This is a genomic window from Stenotrophomonas sp. ZAC14D1_NAIMI4_1 (genome assembly GCF_003086775.1).
GTDB lineage: Bacteria > Pseudomonadota > Gammaproteobacteria > Xanthomonadales > Xanthomonadaceae > Stenotrophomonas.
Genome location: NZ_CP026001.1, coordinates 1,353,316 through 1,373,148, shown reverse-complemented (window position 1 = coordinate 1,373,148; position 19,833 = coordinate 1,353,316). Strand labels below are relative to the sequence as shown.

The following is a 19,833-nucleotide window of genomic DNA, read 5'->3' as shown; positions in this document are numbered from 1 at the left end:
CTGGAATGCTCAGCGCAGCATCTGCTGCAGGGCCGTGGCGATTTCGCTGAAGGCGCCATTGAGGTCCGGGCCGGGCGTTGCGGCGCCACGGGCCAGCGGGCGGCCCTGGGCAGAGACGATGATCTTCAGCGAGCGCAGCAGGCGCGCGGCCGCCGGCGCCTGCGCATGCCCCTCGCGCTGTGCCTGCAGCAAGGCCTGCACGGCCGGGTTGTCCAGGTTGAGGTACAGCCGCGATGGTGCGCGCGCCTCGATGCGGGCGGTGAACTGGCGGGCCAGCCGCAATGCCGCCATCGACACGCGCTTGTCGTTCTCGTCGTCTTCCAGGCGCTGCTTCAGTTCGGCTTCGCGGTCGGGCACGACCACCACCGGCAGCGCTTCGGGGCTGAAACGCGCCGGCAACAGCTGCTCGCCATCGCCCAGGTGCTCGCCCAGCCAGGCCAGCTGCGCCGCATCCAGGCTGTCATCGGTGCGGAACAAGGCGCGGTTGCCCTGCTCGGTGCCCAGTTCGACCAGGCGCAGGCCCTTGGCCTGGGTCCAGCGGCGCAGGAACGGCACCACCGCATAGCGGTGGCCGTGCGCGACCGGCACGCCCATCGCACGGAACAGCATTTCCTCGAAGCCGCCGCCGTTGTCGAGGATCACATGCACGGCGCCGCGCGACGGCAGCGCGCTGGCCGGCAGGTCGCCCTGCGAGGTCGGCACGCGCACGTGTTCCAGCAGCAGCTCGAACAGGCGCTCATCGCACAGCGCCGCACCGAGCAGTGCTTCGTTGTGGCGGGCCAGCACGCGTCGCCAGGCTTCGGGCTGCTGCCGCGCGACCTCCGCCAGGCCGTCGATCAGCGCTTCCAGCAGCGCATGCTGCACGGCGCGGTACTGGTCGTCGCGCTGCAGGTCCTCGCGGCTGGCGGTCGGGGTCAGGCGCGAGGATTCGATCACCCCGCCGATGAAGCCCGCCCACGGCGGCAGCAGGTCACGCGCATCGTCATCCAGCAGCATGCCGCGCACGAACACGGACAGGTTGCGGTTGTCGCTGGTGCCGTAGGTCGCGCCATCCTGCACCCACAGCATGCCGGTGGCATCGCTGTCGGCGTCGGCGCGCAGCGGCAGGGTCACGATCGGCTCGAAGTCATGCTCGAACCGCGCAGCGAACTGCAGTGCCTGGCGGCGCGCCTGCACCGGATGCAGCGCCACGTCGCCCTGCCCGCGCCACGGCGGCGGCTCGGGGTTGAGGGCCTCGGCCGCAGCGCCGATGAAGATCGGCTCGGACAGCAGCGCGCAGTAGCGGCCCAGCACCTCGTACAGGCGCGCCTCGTTGGCCAGCGGCAGGAAATCCGAATGCAGTTCCAGTTCCACCTCGGTGCCGATGGCGCGTGCCGGCACTTCGCTGACGGTGTACTGCTCGGCGTTGCTGGACACGTAAAGGTGGCCCAGCTCCGGCGTCTGGTACGAGGTGGTGCGGACACTCACCCGCCGCGCCAGCACGAAGGCCGAGAGGAAGCCCAGGCCGAACATGCCGATCAGGCCGTCCTGGTCGTCACCGCCCTGGCGCAGGCCACGGGTGTAGCCGACACCGACGGTCGCCAGGTAATCGTGGATTTCCTGGCGGGTCAGGCCGGCACCGGTATCGATGATGCGCAGCACGCCGGCGGCGGCATCCACCCGCACCTCGATACGCGAAGGCAGCTCGATGCCCGGCTGTTCAAGGCGGCGGCGGATGATTGAATCGTGCGCGTTCTGCACCAGCTCACGCAGGGCCACCATCGGGGTGGAATACAGGTGCTTGCCCAGCACCGTCATCAGTCCATTGAGATCGACCCCTGCGCGACGGATTTCGGCGGCGGGGATGCTGAGCGTCGGGTCCTGCATGAAATCGGTTACTCCTTGCCACACAAGGCGCCACGGGGCGCCGTCGTCGAGCGGGAAAACTAGCACAGTGAAGCTGACCGTTACTGCATCGGATGCGTGTAGAGCCGAGCCCATGCTCGGCTGCCGTTGGCGGAAAAGCAGCCGAGCATGGGCTCGGCTCTACAGGACCGATGTCACGCTGCGTCGATGGCCTCGGACAGGCGCTCGACCGCGATCACTTCCATGCCCTTCACCGTACCGCCCTTGGGCGCATTGGCCTTGGGCACGATGGCGCGCTTGAAGCCGTGGGTGGCGGCCTCGCGCAGGCGGTCTTCGCCATTGGGCACCGGGCGGATCTCGCCGGACAGGCCGACCTCGCCGAAGGCAATCGTTTTCTCCGCCAGCGGCCGGTCCTGAAGCGACGACAGCACGGCCAGCAGTACCGGCAGATCGGCGGCCGTCTCCTGCACGCGGATGCCACCCACGACATTGACGAACACGTCCTGGTCACCCACCAACACGCCGCCATGACGGTGCAGCACCGCCAGCAACATGGCCAGTCGGTTCTGTTCCAGGCCGACTGCGACACGGCGCGGGTTGGACAGCGGCGAGGCATCGACCAGCGCCTGCACTTCCACCAGCAGCGGCCGGGTGCCCTCGCGGGTGACCATCACGCAGCTGCCTGGCTGATGGGTACTGGCACCGGACAGGAAAATGGCCGACGGGTTGGAGACTTCCTTCAGGCCCTTGTCGCCCATGGCGAACACGCCCAGTTCGTTGACCGCGCCGAAGCGGTTCTTGAACGCGCGCAGCAGGCGGAAGCGGCTGCCGCTCTCGCCTTCGAAATACAGCACGGCGTCGACCATGTGTTCGAGCACGCGCGGGCCGGCGATACCGCCTTCCTTGGTCACGTGGCCGACCAGGAACACGGCGGTGCCGGTTTCCTTGGCAAAGCGCACCAGCCGCGCAGCACTCTCGCGTACCTGGCTGACCGAGCCGGGGGCGGCGGTGAGGGTTTCGGTCCACAGCGTCTGCACCGAGTCGGCCACGATCAGCCGCGGCCCTGCCTTGGACGCGTGCTGCAGGATCGACTCGACGCCGGTCTCGGCCAGCGCGTTCACACCGTCCAGCGGCAGTTCCAGCCGGTGCGCACGCCCGGCCACCTGGGCCAGCGACTCTTCGCCGGTGACATACAGCACCGGCAGCACGGCCGCCATCTTCGCCACCGCCTGCAGCAGCAGGGTGGATTTGCCGATGCCCGGGTCGCCACCGACCAGCACCACCGCGCCTTCGACCAGGCCGCCGCCCAGCACGCGGTCGAACTCACCGATGCCGGTGCTGACCCGGCGGTGCTCGGTCTGCTCGACATCCTTCAGCGCCGTGATCTTCGGCGGATCGATCTTGCCGGCCCAGCCGGCCCGGCGCGACGCAGGCGCCTTGGCCGCCGCCGCGCTCTCCAGCACGATTTCCGACAATGAATTCCAGGCGTTGCACTCGGTGCACTGGCCCTGCCACTTGCTGTACTCGGCGCCGCATTCGTTGCAGACGTAGGCAGTGAGGCGGGCTTTGGCCATGGGGCAGGACTTCGGTGCGGGGAGGTGAAGGAGGATAGCCGAGGCCAGTCGCAGGCGCTGCGACCCCCGGCATGAGGGCGACCCGGTCATGACATTCTCGAATATGAGATGAACATCACACTTTAATGCTCTAAGGTTGCGCTCCACGCAGCCGCTATAGTCCGCGCCGCTGCGCCCCCTCCACGCCCCCCGAAGGACCCTCAATGACTGGCACCTACAGCCAGAGTCTGGTTGTTTTTTCGCTGCTGGTCGCCATCCTGGCGTCCTATACCGCACTGGACATGGCCGGGCGCCTGGCCACGACCGAGGGCCGGGTGGCGCGCTGGTGGCTGGCCGGCGGCGCCACGGCCATGGGCCTGGGCATCTGGTCCATGCACTTCGTGGGCATGCTGGCGTTCAACCTGCCGATCCCGATCGGCTTCGACCTGGCCATCACCCTGTACTCGCTGGCGGTGTCGGTCTGCGCCTCGGCCTACGCCCTGTGGCTGGTCTCGCGGCCGCAGCTGCCGCGCCGCCGCCTGCTGGCCGGTGCGGTGCTGATGGGGCTGGGCATCGCCACCATGCACTACCTGGGCATGACCGCGATGCGCATGCAGCCGGGCATCGATTACGACCCGCTGTGGTTTGCCGCCTCGATCCTGATCGCCATCGGTGCCGCCGGTGCGGCGCTGTGGATCGCCTTCCGCCTGCGCAAGGAGGGTGAGCGCACCCTGCGCCTGCGCCTGCTGGCCTCGCTGGTGATGGGCCTGGCCATCGTCGGCATGCACTACACCGGCATGGCCGCCGCCCGCTTCCCCGAAGGCAGCCTCTGTGGCGCGGTGATCGACGGCGGCATCGACAGCCGCTGGCTGGCGATACTGGTCATCGTCACCACCCTGGGCACCATCGGCATCGCGCTGGTCGCCTCGCTGTTCGACCGGCAGATGCGCGAGCGCACCGGCCTGCTTGCCGAATCGCTGGAAAAGGCCAACGACAAGCTGCTGCAGGCGGCCCTGCACGACCCGCTGACCCAGCTGCCCAACCGCATGCTGCTGCAGGATCGCATCGAGCAGTCCATCGAGAAGGCACGCCGCCGCAACCACGGCCTGGCGGTGATGTTCTGCGATCTGGACGGCTTCAAGGCGGTCAACGATGCCTATGGCCACCAGCTGGGCGACCGCCTGCTGGTGCGCATGAGCGAGCGTGTCAGCGGCCTGCTGCGCCCGCAGGACACCTTCGCCCGGCTGGGCGGCGACGAGTTCGTGATCGTGCTGGCCGTCGACGAACCGGACGATGCGGTGGTGGTGGCCGAGCGCATCATCGCGGCGGTGGCCGAGCCGTTCCTGATCGACGCCGCCGAGCTGCAGGTCAGCGCCAGCCTGGGCATCGCCCTGTACCCCGACGACGGCGCCACCGAACGCGAACTGATGGCACACGCCGACGCGGCGATGTACCACACCAAGGATGCCGGCCGGAACGGCTATACGTTCTTCACCCCGTCGATGCAGGTCAGCGCCAACCGCCAGCTGCGACTGCTGCAGGACCTGCGCCGCGCCGCCGACCGCGGCGAGCTGCGCCTGCACTACCAGCCCAAGTTCGTCGCCGCCGGCACGCCTGCCGTGGGCGCCGAAGCACTGCTGCGCTGGCAGCACCCGGAGCTGGGCATGCTCGCGCCGGATGTGTTCATCCCCATCGCCGAGCGCAGCGGGCTGATCCTGCCGATCGGCGACTGGGTGCTGGACCAGGCCTGCGCGCAGCTGCGCAGCTGGCACGATTCGGGCCACCCGGAATGGACGATGGCAGTGAACCTGTCGCCGCTGCAGTTCTCCTCGCCGTCGCTGGTGGACAACGTGCGCGACGTGCTGGCGCGCCATGCGATCGCGCCGGAACGGCTGACCCTGGAGATCACCGAAACCACGGCGATGAAGGACGTGGAAGCCAGCCTGGCCATCCTCAACGACCTGACCGCGATGGGCGTGCATATCTCCATCGATGATTTCGGCACGGGCTATTCCAGCCTGTTGTACCTGAAGCGCATGCCGGCGACCGAGCTGAAGATCGATCGCGCGTTCGTGCGCGACCTGGAGCAGAACGCCGAAGACGCGGCGATCGTGTCGTCGATCGTGGCGCTGGGGCGCTCGCTTCAGCTGCAGGTGGTGGCCGAGGGCGTGGAGACGCGCGAGCAGCAGGAGTACCTGAGCGGGCTGGGCTGTGACCAGTTGCAGGGGTACCACCTGGGCCGGCCGATGGATCCGGACGAGTTCCTGCGCAAGGTGGGGTGAGCCGGCGGTTCATCCACGCATGGCGTGGATCTACTGCTGCCGGCCAGCGGCCGGCACTACCAGCGCGCCCCAACCCGTGCCGCCGGGCATGGCCCGGCGCTACCAGCGCTCGCCCCAACCCGTGACGCCGGGCCATGCCCGGCGAAACGCACACCCGACATCCCCCGATAGCGCCGGGCCATGCCCGGCGAAACGCGCGATTGCCGGCCAGCGGCCGGCACTACCCCCCGGAAGAACACGCAACCGACTTCCCCTGGTAGCGCCGGCCGCTGGCCGGCGAACGCACCGGACGCCCCACCCGACCCAAACAAAAAGGCCGCCCCGAAGGGCGGCCTTTTCGCATGTGGCAACGTCGCGAAGACGTCAGTGCATCATGTGCACGTTCATGTTGTGCATGACCCACAGGGTGCCGATCACGATGATGCCGATCACCACGACGGTGAAGGCAGCAGCGTTGACGTTCCAGCGGCTTTCCGAAGAGCGGTCCAGGTGCAGGAAGAACACCAGGTGGACCAGCATCTGCAGCACCGCGGTGACCGCGATGACCACACCGCTGACAGTGCGCGAGAAGTCGCCGGACATCACCACCCAGAACGGGATGACGGTCAGCACCACCGCCAGCACGAAGCCGATCAGGTAGGACTTGACGCTGCCGTGGCTCTCGCCACCGGCCGCGTGGTCGTGTGCATGGTTGTCATGTGCCATTACAGCGCTCCATTGAGGTAGACGACGGAGAACACGCCGATCCAGATGAGATCCAGGAAGTGCCAGAACAGGCTCAGGCACGCCATGCGGGTCTTGTTGGTCGGGGTCAGGCCGTACTTCTTCAGCTGCACGAACATCACCAGCAGCCACAGCAGGCCGGCGCTGACGTGCAGGCCGTGGGTACCGACCAGGGCGAAGAACGCCGACAGGAAGGCACTGCGGTCCGGACCATAGCCCTGATGGATCAGGTGATGGAATTCATAGACTTCCATGCACATGAAGCCGAAGCCCAGCAGCCAGGTGACGGCCAGCCACAGGAACATCTGGCCGACCTGCTTGCGGTGCATGGCGATCATGCCCAGGCCGAAGGTCAGCGACGAGGTCAGCAGCAGCGCGGTTTCCCACGCCACGAACGGCAGCTCGAACAGATCCTTCGGACCCGGGCCACCGTCGGTGCCGCCGGCCAGCACCACGTAGGTGGCGAACAGCGAGGCGAAGATGAGGCAGTCGCTCATCAGGTACACCCAGAAACCGAAGACGGTGTTGCCGCCGGTATCGTGGTGCTCGTGGTCGTCATGGCCATGGGCCGCCGCATGCGCGGCGTGCCCGTGGCTCAGGGTCGAGGTATTGGTGCTCATGCCTTCAGCTCCGACTTCACCAGGCCCTGGTTTTCCAGGTGCTTGCGGTGTTCGTTCTCGATGCGTTCCACCTCGGCGGCCGGGACCCAGTAGTCCACGTCCTGGTCGAAGGTGCGGTAGATGAACGTGGCGATCATGCCGACGAAGCCAATGATGGCCAGCCACCAGATGTGCCAGATCATCGCGAAGCCGAACACCAGGCTGAAGGCACCGATGACAACGCCCGTGCCAGTGTTGCGCGGCATGTGGATGTCGGTGTACTTGGCCGGCTTCGGCCAGGCTTCACCACGCTGCTTGCGCTCCCAGAAATCGTCCAGCTCGGTGACTTCCGGCAGGGCGCCGAAGTTGTAGAAAGCCGGCGGCGAAGAGGTTTCCCACTCCAGCGTACGGGCATCCCACGGGTCGCCGGTCAGGTCGGCGGTCTTCTTGCGGTCGCGGATGGACACGGCCACCTGGATGATCTGGCACAGGATGCCGGCACCCACGATGAAGGCGCCCACGGCGGCAACCAGCAGGAACGGCTCGTAGGCCGGGTTGACGGTGCTCTGCAGGCGACGGGTCATGCCCATGAAGCCCAGCACGTACATCGGCATGAAGGTCACGTAGAAGCCGATGAACCAGCACCAGAACGCGCACTTGCCCCAGAACTCGTTCAGGCGGAAGCCGAACATCTTCGGCCACCAGTAGGTGATGCCGGCGAACATGCCGAACACCACGCCGCCGATGATGACGTTGTGGAAGTGGGCGATCAGGAACAGGCTGTTGTGCAGCACGAAGTCGATGGCCGGGATCGCCAGCATCACGCCGGTCATGCCGCCGATGGTGAAGGTGACCATGAAGCCGATGGTCCACAGCACGGGCGTGGTGAACTGCACGCGACCGCGGAACATGGTGAACAGCCAGTTGAAGATCTTCACGCCGGTCGGGATCGAGATGATCATCGTCGTGATGCCGAAGAAGGCATTGACGTTGGCACCCGAGCCCATGGTGAAGAAGTGGTGCAGCCACACGATGAACGACAGCACGCCGATGCAGGCGGTGGCGTAGACCATGCCCTTGTAGCCGAACAGTGCCTTGCGCGAGAAGGTCGCGATGACTTCGGAGAACACGCCGAAGGCCGGCAGGACCAGGATATAGACTTCCGGGTGGCCCCAGATCCAGATCAGGTTGATGTACAGCATGGCGTTGCCGCCACCATCATTGGTGAAGAAGTGCGTACCCAGGTAACGGTCCAGGGTCAGCAGCACCAGGGTGATGGTCAGCACCGGGAAGGCAGCGACGATCAGCACGTTGGTCACCAGGGCAGTCCAGGTGAACACCGGCATCTGCATCAGCTTCATGCTCGGGGTGCGCATCTTCAGGATGGTAATGAAGAAGTTGATACCACTCAGGGTGGTACCCAGGCCCGCGACCTGTAGGCCCCATATGTAGTAGTCCATACCTACATTGTTGCTGTACTCGATACCCGACAATGGTGGGAAGGCCAGCCAGCCGGTGGCGGCGAATTCACCGATCCACAGCGACAGCATGATCAGCACCGCGCCGGACACGAACAGCCAGAAGCTGAGCGAGTTGACGAACGGGAACGCGACGTCGCGCGCACCGATCTGCAGCGGCACGGCCAGGTTCATCAGGCCGGTGATGAGCGGCATCGCCACGAAGAAGATCATGATCACGCCGTGGGCGGTGAAGATCTGGTCGTAGTGGTGCGGCGGCAGGTAACCCTCGGACCCGCCGACGGCGATGGCCTGCTGGGTACGCATCATGATGGCGTCGGAGAAACCGCGCAGCAGCATGACGAAGGCGACGATGAGGTACATCACGCCGATCTTCTTGTGGTCCACCGAAGTGAACCACTCTTTCCACAGATAGCCCCACAGCTTGAACTTGGTGATCAGGGCCATGACGCCCAGGCCACCCAGCACCGCGCCGACCAGGGTGGTCAGCACGATCGGATCGTGGGGGATCGACTCAAGAGAGAGTTTTCCCAACATGTTCATTCTCCCGAACCCGCGTGGCCTTCATGGCCCGCGTGTTCGTCAGCGTTATGTCCGGCGTGTTCGGCCGGCGCGGCAGCAGCGTCACCGTGGGCTTCGTGGCCCTCGTGACCCGCATGGGCGTCGTGGCCTTCGGCAGCGGCACCGTCGGCCGGGGCCTTGTGCTCGTGCTTCATGCCGTAGTGCCTGTTGTCACCCATGTGCTTGGCGAGGACCCAGTTGAACAGGCCTTCTTCCACGGTGCCGTAGTAGGTGACCGGGTACCACTCGGAGTTCTTCGCTTCGCCCAGGGCCTTGAAGGTGGCCTTGTCCAGCGTTTCCGTGCCGGCGCGGACCTGGTCCAGCCACTGGCGGTACTCGGCATCGGTGACCGAATACGCGGTGAAATGCATCTTGGCGAAGCCCAGGCCGCTGTAGTGCGAGGACATGCCCGGGAATTCACCGGTCTCGTTGGCGATCAGGTGGAGCTTGGTCTCCATCGCCGCCATCGAATAGATCATGCTGCCCAGGTGCGGGATGAAGAAGGCATTCATCACCGTGTCGGACGTGATCTTGAAGTTCAGCGGGGTGTTGACCGGGAACTTGATCTCGTTGACGACCGCAACCTTCTCTTCCGGATAGATGAACAGCCACTTCCAGTCCAGCGAGATCGCCTCGATGGTGACCGGCTTGACGTCCGATTCCAGCGGCTTGTACGGGTCAAGCGCGTGCGAGGACCGCCAGGTCAGCACCGCCAGGACCAGCACGATCATGCAGGGGATCGACCACACCACCACCTCGATCGCCGTCGAGTGGGACCACTTCGGCTCGTAGCGGGCCTTGGTGTTGGAGGCGCGATACTTCCACGCGAAGGTCAGGGTCATGATGATGACCGGGATGACGACCAGCAGCATGAGCACGGTGGCCGTGATCAGCAGGGTCTTCTCATCCTGGCCGATCTGGCCCTTCGGACTGAGGATGGCCACTGCATCGCAACCGGTGAGCATCACCAGCAACGACAGCAGCAGGCCCGGGCGCAACCAGCGCCCAAGGGTTTTCAACGGAATCATCGGTCGATCCAATTGCGAGGGAATGCCGTTCCCCGTCCTGCCCGCTCCGGCCAAAGCCGGTCCCGCCTGCGGTTGAGACAGGCAGTGAGGTGGGGTCGAGTCAGCCTTTCAATTTTAGGCCGTCACGCAACATTTAAGAAGGGCATTGACAATGATCCAGCGCAGGAAGTGGCCGGATATCGCTGCGACACGTTGTCGCACCGGGTGCGCAGGGGGCGGGGATGCCGGAATCGGCAAAGCCCGATGAACGTATTCAGGGATGCAGCCAAGGCGCGTGTCGTCCGGCTGCATGGCTGGGCGCCCCTTACCGCGCCGCAGCGCCATGGGGCGCGGGGTACTCGAAGCGCAGCTCGCGCTGGCCCTCCCCCACCACCGGCAGCAGCGGATCGACGCCCACGCAGCCGGCGCGCAGCCGCAGCTGATCCGCCGCAGGTACCCGGCCGCAGGTTCCGAAGCTGCTGACCTGCACGCCCGACAGCATCGTCCTGAAGAACGCCTCTGCCTCCCGGCGCGCCTGCTGGCGGCTGGCTGTCGCCGCCTCCACGCTGTAGCGCAGCTTGATGGCGTACATGCGGTCAACCGCAAAGATCATCACCGAGCTGTACGCCTTGCCCTTGCTGCTGTAGCTGAAGTCCAGCGCGTTCGCGTCCACCCGCGCCGGTCCGCCGGTGCCGAGACTGGCCACCGGCACCACCAGCCGCTGCAGCGCGGACATGTCCCGTTCGCTGGCCATCAATTCCTTGCGCGCGTCCAGCAGCGACTCGCGCTCGCCCTCGGCCATCGTCTGTTGCTCGGCCGGCTCCTGCAGGCCGACGGGATAGAAATACAGGTCGATCCAGCCGCTGGTGTCGCCCGGCCGCGCGAAGCGGATGGAAGCGCCACCGAGCACATCGTCGTACCGACGCTCATCCACTGCGTGCCACTGGCCCACCTGCATCGGGTAGACCACGCTGGTGCCGCGCAGGAAGTCCCCCAGGAACGGTCCCCGGACAGGCGGCGCTGCATAGTCCGCGTCCAGTCTCAGGGTTTCCCTGGGAGCATCGCCGCTGCACTTTTCCTCAAGGACCGCCGCCACATGCGCGCGCAGGGTGCCGGCCTTCTGCAACGCAGCCAGGTGATCCACGCCCGGGATCTTCAACGAGGGATCAGCCTTCAAAAACACCGCGTAGGCCTTGAGTGCACTTTCCACGCCGGCCACCTGCCGGTCCACCTCGTCGCCGTCACTGCCCTCCGTGATCTGGTAGGCCAGATTTCCGAACATCTGCTGCGCGAGTATTTCCGGAGCGATCGAGGTCTCCTCATCGACGGTCTCGGGCAGCCCAAGGACCGGGCAGATAATCACCTGATAATCCGGCGTTTCCATCGTCCAGTCGAGCAGCCACCGGCGCATGTCCTGCGCACCGGGCTGCAGTGGAGCGGCTTCCAGCTGCCGCGCTTCCCGTACGAAACGCGTGGTCTCGGCCTCCTGCGCGGCCCATGCCAGCGCAGGAAGCGCTACCGGAACCACAAGGGCTGCGGCAAAGATGGTTCGGCGCAACACATTCCCTGATGCCATGGCACACGATCCCTGAGACCCCGCGACGGGGCGCGCTGGCGCAGCGTATCAGGCAGCCCCGGGCCAGGACAGCGGGGGTATACGATCCCGCTTGCCCCGCCAGGACGTCAGGACGGCCTGATTTCCCGGCACACCAGTTCCGCCAGCTCGCGGCAGGCGAAGAAAAGCCCTTCCACCACGCCCTCATCGAGGTGGCGGCGGGGCGTGGCCATGGTCTTGCAGCGGTTGGCCGCATGCAGCATCTCCGCCGCCGTGAGGATCGCCACGGCCGCACGGTCGATACGTGCCAAGGATTGTCTGCGGCCGTCGGACAGGTTTTCTTCTGGCCAGAGCATGCCATCGGAGCCTTCGCCATCCCGGATGCGGGTGAGGCAGCCCTGGAAGGTGCTGATATCGGAGGTGGGGTCTTCATCGTCGTTGACGGCATCAACAACATGGAGCGGCGGGTTCTTGCGCGTGGTCATGGCATCGGCTTCCGTGGCTGTATTTGACAGCGCCACCGCGCGGAGGCGGGTGGCGGACGGTGCGGGTTGCAAACCGGGACAGAGAGTTACCATTGACCGGCGGATCCGAAGATCCCCACGCACCGCCCGCCATAAAGGCCGACGGATTGCCAGCCGGCACCGCTTCAGGACGGTGCCGGCTGGCAAGCGTTTACAGCTATGCTCGGGTTTGCACACCCGGCCACCCTTTTTCGGTGGCGCGCCATGTTGTCTACGCCTGCACGTTCGATTCAATGAGAAAAATCCGAAAGGTTCGGAGGGAATCGAGAGTGCGGTGGGAAGTGTTGCATGCGGGGTCAGTGGCGGTGACGACAAGGGAAGTCGCGAGCGGACTGGCGTAGAGGCTTATGCGACACGTGGAGCCGCAAAAAGCTCGATAACCGGCCAGGTGCGTGACGTTTCTCGCTTACTACTAGTTGTATGAAGCGACGTGAGTGAATGCATGAAAGACGGGTGGCTTGAGGCAATCTGACGCAATCGACCGATTTACCGTGCCGGAAGCGACAGCCAATTCAACTGGGTGTCGCATTTATCACCTGCGCGAATTGCTCGATGACCGCGTTGAGCTGCTCGCCAGTGAACTCAGCGAAGTGAATTTCGTGGGTCGCCGCTGCCAGGTCGCTATATGGCAAATCTTCAACTGGCGATTCAAGACGCCATAGCACGCAGAACGCGCCCGTCTCGTTGCGGTAGGCGAAGACCGTATAAACGTCGAACAACGTGCCGCACTGAAGAAGATAGGAATAAGCGTCCTCTCGAGAATCAGCTGCCGCACATTGATCGCTCAGGCGCAGATCATCATCGAGCGCATGAAACAACGCAGCCCCCTGCAAGTGCGCGTAACGTGCATGCAGAGTCCCTTTTCGACGCAAGTCGTGCAGACAGCCCATCACATAGCCGTCCAGATAGACAAGCTCCTCAATGCTGCCCAGGGATGCATTGCCGAGCCAGAATCGGGAATAGCCCATCATCATCGAGGCACTCGTGATGCAGTATTCCAATGCGAGGGTCGATGGTTTACCGATGACCGTCGTCATACATCACATCCTCTCGCTTACAAGATAATTCACTGGCCAGCTGCCTGCGGCACCCTGTTGGGCGCGGTCGAACTGATTCCATCAGCTGGTATGAAGCAGCGCGACGGGAAGCAGGGAAGACTGATGGCCTGGGGCGATCTGACGCAATGGGGGATTCAGCGTACAGGACGCGATAGGTGATTGGCTTCGGCTCTGCCAGCCATGGGCTGGCACTACAGCTGTTTCTGCCGGATACGCGGCCGGGGTCTGACGACCTTGGATCTTCCTGTACTCCCCGTGGCCATGGCGGATGAATCCGGTCAGCGAAGGAGAGGCGGCTCGACACGCGGCGGCAGGAACTCGACTGCCACCCCTCGCCGCTCCCCGCCAGCCGGCACCTTGCCCGCACTGCGCCAGCCGGCCGCCGCCGCCCGCGCTGCCTGGTCCAGCGCGAGGACGCCACTGCTCTTCTGCACAAGGACCGAGGTCACCCGCCCGTCCTCCCAGACATCAACCACCAGCAACACACGCGCGTGGTGGGCAACGACGACGCCGGCCGGCAGAGGCGGCAACGGCTCAGGCATGAAGCCGGCTGCGGCCAGATCCAACCGCAGCGTTCCTTGATCGCCCTCCGCCACATTTGCCGGCACGCCGTCTTCCTGCGCTGGGGCTGCGGACGCCCTGGGTCGCGGCGGCACCCACAAGCCGGTGCCATCTGCCAGCGTTCCGCGCGGCGGCAGTGCACGCTCTGCGCCGGGCTCATCCACGAGTGGCATCACCGACACCACTGGCACGCCCGGCTCTTCCGTCGGGCCAGGCGAAGCCGCAGTGTCGTTGCTGGCGTCATCACGTGCACCGTCATCAGCCTTGTCGGCAACCGGCCCCAGCAGCACGCGGGCCCGCGCCTCCAGAATCCGGGAGCGCTCCCTGGAGCCGCTCGAAATCATGATGGCCGCCAGACGCACGTCGCTGCCCAGCAGGATATAGCCGGTATTGAGGTAGTCACGCTCGTCGACGCCGCTGCGCAGCCGCTGTTCCAACTGGCCGGCCACCACGCGCGCGCCCAGCGCCAGTTCCTCGTCCTGGTCGGCCATCACATCGCTGTAGGCCTTCCACACAGAAGCTTCGTTGGGCGCGTAGGCCAGCACTTGGTCCAGGAGGGTCTGGATCCGATAGACGCGCTCCTGCAGTGGCAACTCGTCCAACGCAGGGGGCGGCTGCCGCCTGCCGAAGAAGCTTCGCATCGACAGCGCTTTCATGTCCTCGGTCAGCAGCGCCAGGGCGATGGCCGGGCGGCGTGGCGAAGCGGCCCACATCTGCCGAAGCAGTTCGGTCGATTCCGCGTCCAGCGCCTTGTATTCCGGGCTCCGCCTTGCATCCAGCACACTGCGATCGGTGGCGCCGTTGCGGCTGGGCGGCGAAAGTGCGTTCATCTTGTCCACCACTGCGCTGTACTGGTCGCGCAGGCGCGCGTATTCACGCGCATGGTCAGACGCGCGCGGCCACAGCTGGGCAGATGTCTTCAGCTCGCTCAACAGGTGATCGACCTCCACCAGGTCTCCACGGGCGCCGGCGCGCATCGCCGCTTCCACTGTCTGCAGCGAACTCTGCTCGAATGCCTCGCGCGAACTCCATTGCCGCTGATCACGCGCCAGGTCGTTCGCCCCGACGTAGACCTCGCGTGGCCCGTCGCGATCAGCAGGGCGTTCGCCACCGGAGAACACCACCACTACGCCAAAAGCCAGACCCAGCATCAGCGCCGCCACCAGGTAATCGCCGGACCGGTCCACCCAGGCCACGCGCAGCAGCGACAGCACCGAAACCGTGCCGCCCAGCATCACCGCTGCGCGGAAGGCAGCGCGGCCATCGCTGATGGTTGGGCGGGCACCCAAGTGGCCCAGCACATCAAACGCGGAGTAGACCAGACTGCCCAGCCACGCCCACAACGGCGTCAGGCCAATCAGAACCGCCAGCAGCACGGCCAGCCAACCCAGCCACTTCACGGCCGCTTCCCCAGGATCAAGACCGGCACACACACGATGTAGAACAGCACGCCCAGCAGGAGCATGCCGGACTGCACGGCCAGTTCAAAGCCATCCCACCAGCCCGGCGAGGGCAGCTCGCTGTAGGCACGCCAGGCCGGCATGCCCCAGCCGGCCACCCAGCCCAGCAACAGGGTGCCAACCGCCGCCATCGTCACCCGCGACCCCAGGCCGGGAAGCTGACTGGTTGTAGCGGCAGCGCCAGGAGCTGCCGGCCTCGCTACGGGCCTCGCTAACGGACGTGCGGCTGCCGGCTGCCGCAGGGGCGAGGCCGTGCGGGTACGTTTCCGCTTGCGACCGCGGCCCTTGCCGCCCTTCGCCTGCTGTGCCACCCGCGCTACCTGCGCACTGCGTGCGACCAGGCCGGCACGCGCGCATGCCGCGCAGGGCAGCCCGGCGAAGTGCTGGTGGCTGGCCTCCTTGCTGCACGCCACCAACTGGCCGCCACTCCGCTGCGCGTAGCCCATCAGCAGCGACGACCACTCCTGCGCCGATGGACGGTGCTGCGGCTGCGCAGAGAAAGCGCGGTCAAACAGATCGCGCAGGGCCAGCGGGAACATCTCATGGCCACTGACCGGTGAGGGCAACAGGCGGCTGCTGCCACGCCGGCCATAGGGGTACAGCCGCGCAGCGATGCGCCCAGGCAGGTCGTTGGGCACGTCGGCACCCTGGGGACGCCCGGCATACGGATGCAGCCCCGAATTGAGCAGCTGGAATACGATCACTGCCAATGCGAAGCGATCCTGCGCCTCTTCCTCGCCCGGCTTGACCCCACGCTGCTGGAACTCGGCCGCCAGATAATCGGTGGTCACCTGGCCGGCCGGGAAACGCTCGCCCTTGCCCTGGATGCTGAAGCCATCGCAATCAAGCATGGCGATGTACAGCGAATCGCGGTAGAAGCGTACATTCAGCGGCTTGAGATCGACCACGTAGTGCTGGCAGCGGTGCAAGGCCGCGAGGGCTGCGGCCAGATTCGCAGCCAGGGTCATCTTCGCGCCCAGACCAGTGGGCAACTTTGCGGCACGTGCCTGCCGTTCCTGCAGTACGTGCTCCAGATCGGTGGTGGCCGACACGTCCAGGATCGGCATGCTGAAGCCGATGAAGCGCCCGCCACGGTCACGGAGCAGGCCGGTCGGCCAGGCGATCTGGACCCGTTCGCGCCCACCCTCACGAAGCGTCGGCAGATCCGGCTGCAGTTCCAGCATTGCCCGCAACTTGCGCTCGTAGAGCGGCGCATCCTTGGCCGAGTGATAAAGCTTGGCGACCTCGCGCGGACGCTCCTGCAGAGTGAACACACTGCCGGCGCCACCGCTCTTGAGCAGGCGCAGCAGGGTCAGCGGCTGGCGCCGCTGGTCGAAGATGGTTTCTCCACTGCGCCCAGGCATGTGTTCAGCCCGGCAGTGCGATCAACAGGGTCTTGTCGTCACCGGTAATGCCATCGGTGCGCGGGTCGGACAAGGTCGCCTGCAGAGCCTGGCTGCCATGCACTTCATCCACGGCAGAGAGATAGCGCAGCACCGGCGCGAAGAACGGCTGGAACAAGGTGTCCCCACGGCGCGTCATCGCAAAGGGCTGCACGCCGTCGGACATCAGCACCAGCGCCTGCACCGGCCCTTCAAAACGGGTCAGCCGCAACTGTTGCCGCCAACTGGCTCCGGTGACGAACCAGGTTTCGTTGGCATACTCGCCATTGGCCGGCAGCGACACTGCATCGGCAGATTCATCGTTGAACGCGCACGCGGCCACCCCATCGCCGACATGGAAGAACCAGCCACCACGCGCATCGGCTACTACCCCTACCAGGGTGCAGGCATGATCGGACAGGCGCAGGCCACGTCCGGCAGCCAACAGCGCCAGTTCACCGCGTGCGTCATCGATGGCCGTTTCGATGATCGGCCGCAGTACGTCCACGGGCACCGCCAGTGGTGCATGGCCCAAGGCGGGTGCCGCCGCCACCGCAGCAGCGACGCTACGCGACACGTGTTGCGCCCCGACATCGCTGTGCGAGGCCGAACCTGCACCATCGCAGACCACCGCCGCCAGCAGCGCGCCGTTGCATACGGCGGCATGCGCGTCCTGGCAGGGCTGCCCGCGATCAACGTGCGACCGCCCCGTAGCCGAGGCAGCCATAACTCGCCAGCCCACGGTCAGACCGGCGCGTGCGACCAGCTATCGGTCGCCGGCAATTGAACCTGCCCGCCGGGCGTCGAATTGGACACCACACGCATGCTCGCGCTGAGCCACATGAACAGCTCCTTGAACTGCAGGCCCTGCAAGCGCTTCACCCCGCGCTCGCCATTTCGGCTGAACTCGCCAAGCACACCGAGATCGGCATCGCCCACTGCAATCGGGAAAACCGCCACCCTGTTCTGTTCCTCGGCACCGCGGCACTGCTCGGCCACCGACTGCCAGGCATCGGTCGGCTGGCCATCGGACATCAGGAACAACCATGGCCGCGTGTAGGCCACGCCAGCCTGACGGAAGCGCTGCTTCTCATCTTCGATTTCCTGCAGGGCAAGCTCCACCGCCGCGCCGGTAGGGGTGGTGCCGTTGGCCTTCAGCGCCGGCGCGGTGAAATCCATTGCATCACACCAGTCACCACGTACGGCGGCAGTGTCCATGCCACCGTATTCCACCAGCAGCACGCGCACGCGCTTGGCCGCTATCACGTCGTCCTTGAGCTCCTTCTCCAGCAGCTTCAGGCCAGCGTTGAGCTGTTCGATCGGCCCGCCCCCCATACTGCCGGAGCAGTCGAGCACCAGTATCAGCGGCGTGCGCTGTTCGCTGTTATCGACCAGCGAAACGTCAGGAATCGCGCCAATGGACATCGTGGTAAGCCTCCGTGCTATGGAATCGGGCCGCTGCATGCGGTTACGCCGAGTATAGGCACAGGGGGCGGATGGATGCCATGAACCGACGTCCGATACAACGCGCCACCGCATGCCTCATATCCCGGTGTGCCTGGAATCGGTAGCGGCCCCGGCGCTATGGACAGCGAACTGATTCCTTGCCGGTACCACCCTCCTGGATCATTCATCCAGGGGCAAGACCGCCTTTACGGTGCAGATGCGACAGCGGAGCGGGCTGCATCCAGCAGTCACGGCGGCCGACCATGGGTTGGCACTACGGGTGCCCACAGGTTCCATCGGGCATGGCCAGGCGCTACCAGCTCCGACACTTCAAGGGATACGGGCACGCAGCATCGGCTCTACCAGATCCAGCCCCTCCTCCAGCCGTCCCTCATCCAATGCCTCCATCGCAAGCAAGGAGATCGCTTCATACTCCTGATCCAGCTGCCGGTACGACAACAGCGCGAGCAGCCCCAGCAACTCGGATCGGTGAAGTCGACCCTGCGCGTACAGCCCGTGGACCAGACGCATGTGCAGCGAAGGGTGGGAGCCGGACAAAAAATGGTTGCGCACGACCCAGAGGGCGGCAGCAATAAGCGCCTCGGTATCGGCACGGGTCAAATAAGCGGTGACGTCGGCATCAATCGGCATAGGAAGCCCGATTTCTCCCGACCAGTAGGCATCTGCCTGAGCAGGGTCGATTTCGTTGCCGACAGCCAGCACACCTGTTTCAAGCAGATGTGCAAGAAAGGCATATTCGTCAGTTCCCATTGGCAACAACCCTCGATAGCGTGCTACCGCAAAGACCTGATTCAGCCAAGACCCCAGCACTGATCCTGCATTGGCGCACCCAGCGCCCAGTCTAGGGCAGGACTTTGGCATCTTGAATGACGCCAATCCGGTCGATATCCAGAGGGTCCGCCCTGCCCTTGGATAGATGAAATTTACCTCTGATCACAACTCTGGCAGCAAGATTCCTCTGACGGAGGCTGGATACCACCTCATCCCCATAGATGACCATGGACGAAACGGACTCACCATCCTCCATTGCCTCCCTTGTAGGAAAAACGAGGGCGGCGCCGTCAACGACTCGAACCCAGGCAAAGAACTCGACATCCCTACTGTCAAATTTCTCAGGATGTGACATCAGATAGATGTAGGAAATGGAGCAGATTTTCTCACCAGCAGCGTTTCCACGATATCTACATGCATCGAAGTCTGGCTGCGCGGCACATCCCGAGAGTGACATTAGAACCAGCAAGCGCAACGAGATGCGCAGCCCCCTCATCACCGGACCACGAAGAACAAATTGGCGAAAGGATTCGATGAGAAACACCATCATGATTTTTGAAGTTCCTGCGTGATTGCAGACCAGGGACGCTGCACATTGAGTTCGCCCCTCAGCATGAGCGCTGAGCGATCTGGCCCTATGACATGCAGCGGCAGGTCAGCCAAAACAAACACGGTGGGACGGACGCGCTTCTTGCCGCGATTGCACCGCTCGCTCATGAAGGTTCCGGATTCGGTTCCGAAATTTCCCAAGCGGATCGACACAGGGTATTCATCGCACGCAATCGCGCAAAGACTCTGATGGCCGCAGCAAAGCCAGCTACGGTGTCCAGGCCAGGTACAGCGCGAACAATAAAGTGCCTGAGAGGACGGATCTGGGCAACCACGGGGGTCGAAAGTCCGTGCCGCCGAACAGCGGTCGGCACTACAGGAGACCCCTCCTGGTCGTCCCGCGCGCCCATGGCTGGCAAGTACATCTTTGAAAACACACGAGTCCAATGATGCATGTG

The 19,833-nt window shown here is 65.1% G+C and carries 17 protein-coding genes; 1 reads left to right on the top strand and 16 read right to left on the bottom strand.

Annotated features, from left to right (window positions below; all coding sequences use genetic code 11):
- Positions 1–9: 9 nt before the first annotated feature.
- Both C1927_RS06360 and radA read right to left on the bottom strand, forming a co-directional pair.
- Complete coding sequence (locus C1927_RS06360) at positions 10–1,866, bottom strand: ATP-binding protein (protein ID WP_079221119.1); 1,857 nt, start codon at positions 1,864–1,866, stop codon at positions 10–12.
- A gap of 173 nt (positions 1,867–2,039) precedes the next feature.
- Positions 2,040–3,419 carry a DNA repair protein RadA gene (gene radA / locus C1927_RS06355; protein ID WP_079221118.1) on the bottom strand — a complete coding sequence of 460 codons (1,380 nt, stop codon included), beginning with the start codon at positions 3,417–3,419 and terminating at the stop codon, positions 2,040–2,042.
- Between the two features lie 203 nt (positions 3,420–3,622).
- Between radA and C1927_RS06350 the strand changes: the two genes are divergently transcribed.
- Positions 3,623–5,680, top strand: coding sequence for an EAL domain-containing protein (locus tag C1927_RS06350; protein WP_108746208.1), 2,058 nt, complete (start codon positions 3,623–3,625; stop codon positions 5,678–5,680).
- Positions 5,681–6,043: 363 nt separating this feature from the next.
- On the opposite strand, the gene cyoD is transcribed toward C1927_RS06350, so the two are convergent.
- From cyoD to C1927_RS21345, 14 genes are all read right to left on the bottom strand, one after another.
- A complete protein-coding gene (gene cyoD / locus C1927_RS06345; protein WP_079221116.1) occupies positions 6,044–6,385 on the bottom strand; it encodes a cytochrome o ubiquinol oxidase subunit IV in 342 nt (113 codons plus the stop codon).
- The gene (gene cyoC / locus C1927_RS06340; RefSeq protein ID WP_108746207.1) at positions 6,385–7,023 is read right to left on the bottom strand and encodes a cytochrome o ubiquinol oxidase subunit III; all 639 of its coding nucleotides are present in this window, start codon (positions 7,021–7,023) and stop codon (positions 6,385–6,387) included. The genes cyoD and cyoC overlap by 1 nt, the downstream gene beginning before the upstream one ends.
- The gene (cyoB, locus tag C1927_RS06335) at positions 7,020–9,017 is read right to left on the bottom strand and encodes a cytochrome o ubiquinol oxidase subunit I (RefSeq protein ID WP_108747782.1); all 1,998 of its coding nucleotides are present in this window, start codon (positions 9,015–9,017) and stop codon (positions 7,020–7,022) included. The genes cyoC and cyoB overlap by 4 nt, the downstream gene beginning before the upstream one ends.
- A 2-nt stretch (positions 9,018–9,019) precedes the next feature.
- Positions 9,020–10,069, bottom strand: a complete 1,050-nt coding sequence (gene cyoA, locus C1927_RS06330; RefSeq protein ID WP_108746206.1) for a ubiquinol oxidase subunit II — start codon at positions 10,067–10,069, stop codon at positions 9,020–9,022.
- 304 nt (positions 10,070–10,373) lie between these two features.
- Positions 10,374–11,624 carry a hypothetical protein gene (locus C1927_RS06325; protein WP_159095310.1) on the bottom strand — a complete coding sequence of 417 codons (1,251 nt, stop codon included), beginning with the start codon at positions 11,622–11,624 and terminating at the stop codon, positions 10,374–10,376.
- 107 nt (positions 11,625–11,731) lie between these two features.
- On the bottom strand, positions 11,732–12,088 hold the full coding sequence (locus C1927_RS06320) for a hypothetical protein (protein WP_079221112.1): 357 nt from the start codon (positions 12,086–12,088) through the stop codon (positions 11,732–11,734).
- Between the two features lie 551 nt (positions 12,089–12,639).
- A complete protein-coding gene (locus tag C1927_RS06315) occupies positions 12,640–13,164 on the bottom strand; it encodes a hypothetical protein (RefSeq protein WP_108746204.1) in 525 nt (174 codons plus the stop codon).
- A gap of 299 nt (positions 13,165–13,463) precedes the next feature.
- Complete coding sequence (locus C1927_RS21590; protein ID WP_216821170.1) at positions 13,464–15,146, bottom strand: TonB family protein; 1,683 nt, start codon at positions 15,144–15,146, stop codon at positions 13,464–13,466.
- On the bottom strand, positions 15,143–16,570 hold the full coding sequence (locus C1927_RS06305; RefSeq protein WP_108746203.1) for a DNA-binding protein: 1,428 nt from the start codon (positions 16,568–16,570) through the stop codon (positions 15,143–15,145). Before C1927_RS06305 ends, C1927_RS21590 begins: the two co-directional genes overlap by 4 nt.
- Before the next feature lie 4 nt (positions 16,571–16,574).
- Positions 16,575–17,315, bottom strand: a complete 741-nt coding sequence (locus tag C1927_RS06300; RefSeq protein ID WP_108746202.1) for a PP2C family serine/threonine-protein phosphatase — start codon at positions 17,313–17,315, stop codon at positions 16,575–16,577.
- 17 nt (positions 17,316–17,332) lie between these two features.
- Positions 17,333–18,013, bottom strand: coding sequence for a VWA domain-containing protein (locus tag C1927_RS06295; protein WP_079221108.1), 681 nt, complete (start codon positions 18,011–18,013; stop codon positions 17,333–17,335).
- A 351-nt stretch (positions 18,014–18,364) separates the two neighbouring features.
- Complete coding sequence (locus C1927_RS06290; RefSeq protein WP_159095309.1) at positions 18,365–18,805, bottom strand: hypothetical protein; 441 nt, start codon at positions 18,803–18,805, stop codon at positions 18,365–18,367.
- Between the two features lie 91 nt (positions 18,806–18,896).
- Entirely contained in the window at positions 18,897–19,376 is a 480-nt protein-coding gene (locus C1927_RS06285; RefSeq protein WP_079221106.1) for a hypothetical protein, read from the bottom strand.
- The gene (locus C1927_RS21345) at positions 19,373–19,588 is read right to left on the bottom strand and encodes a hypothetical protein (RefSeq protein ID WP_159095308.1); all 216 of its coding nucleotides are present in this window, start codon (positions 19,586–19,588) and stop codon (positions 19,373–19,375) included. The genes C1927_RS06285 and C1927_RS21345 overlap by 4 nt, the downstream gene beginning before the upstream one ends.
- Between the last annotated feature and the right edge of the window lie 245 nt (positions 19,589–19,833).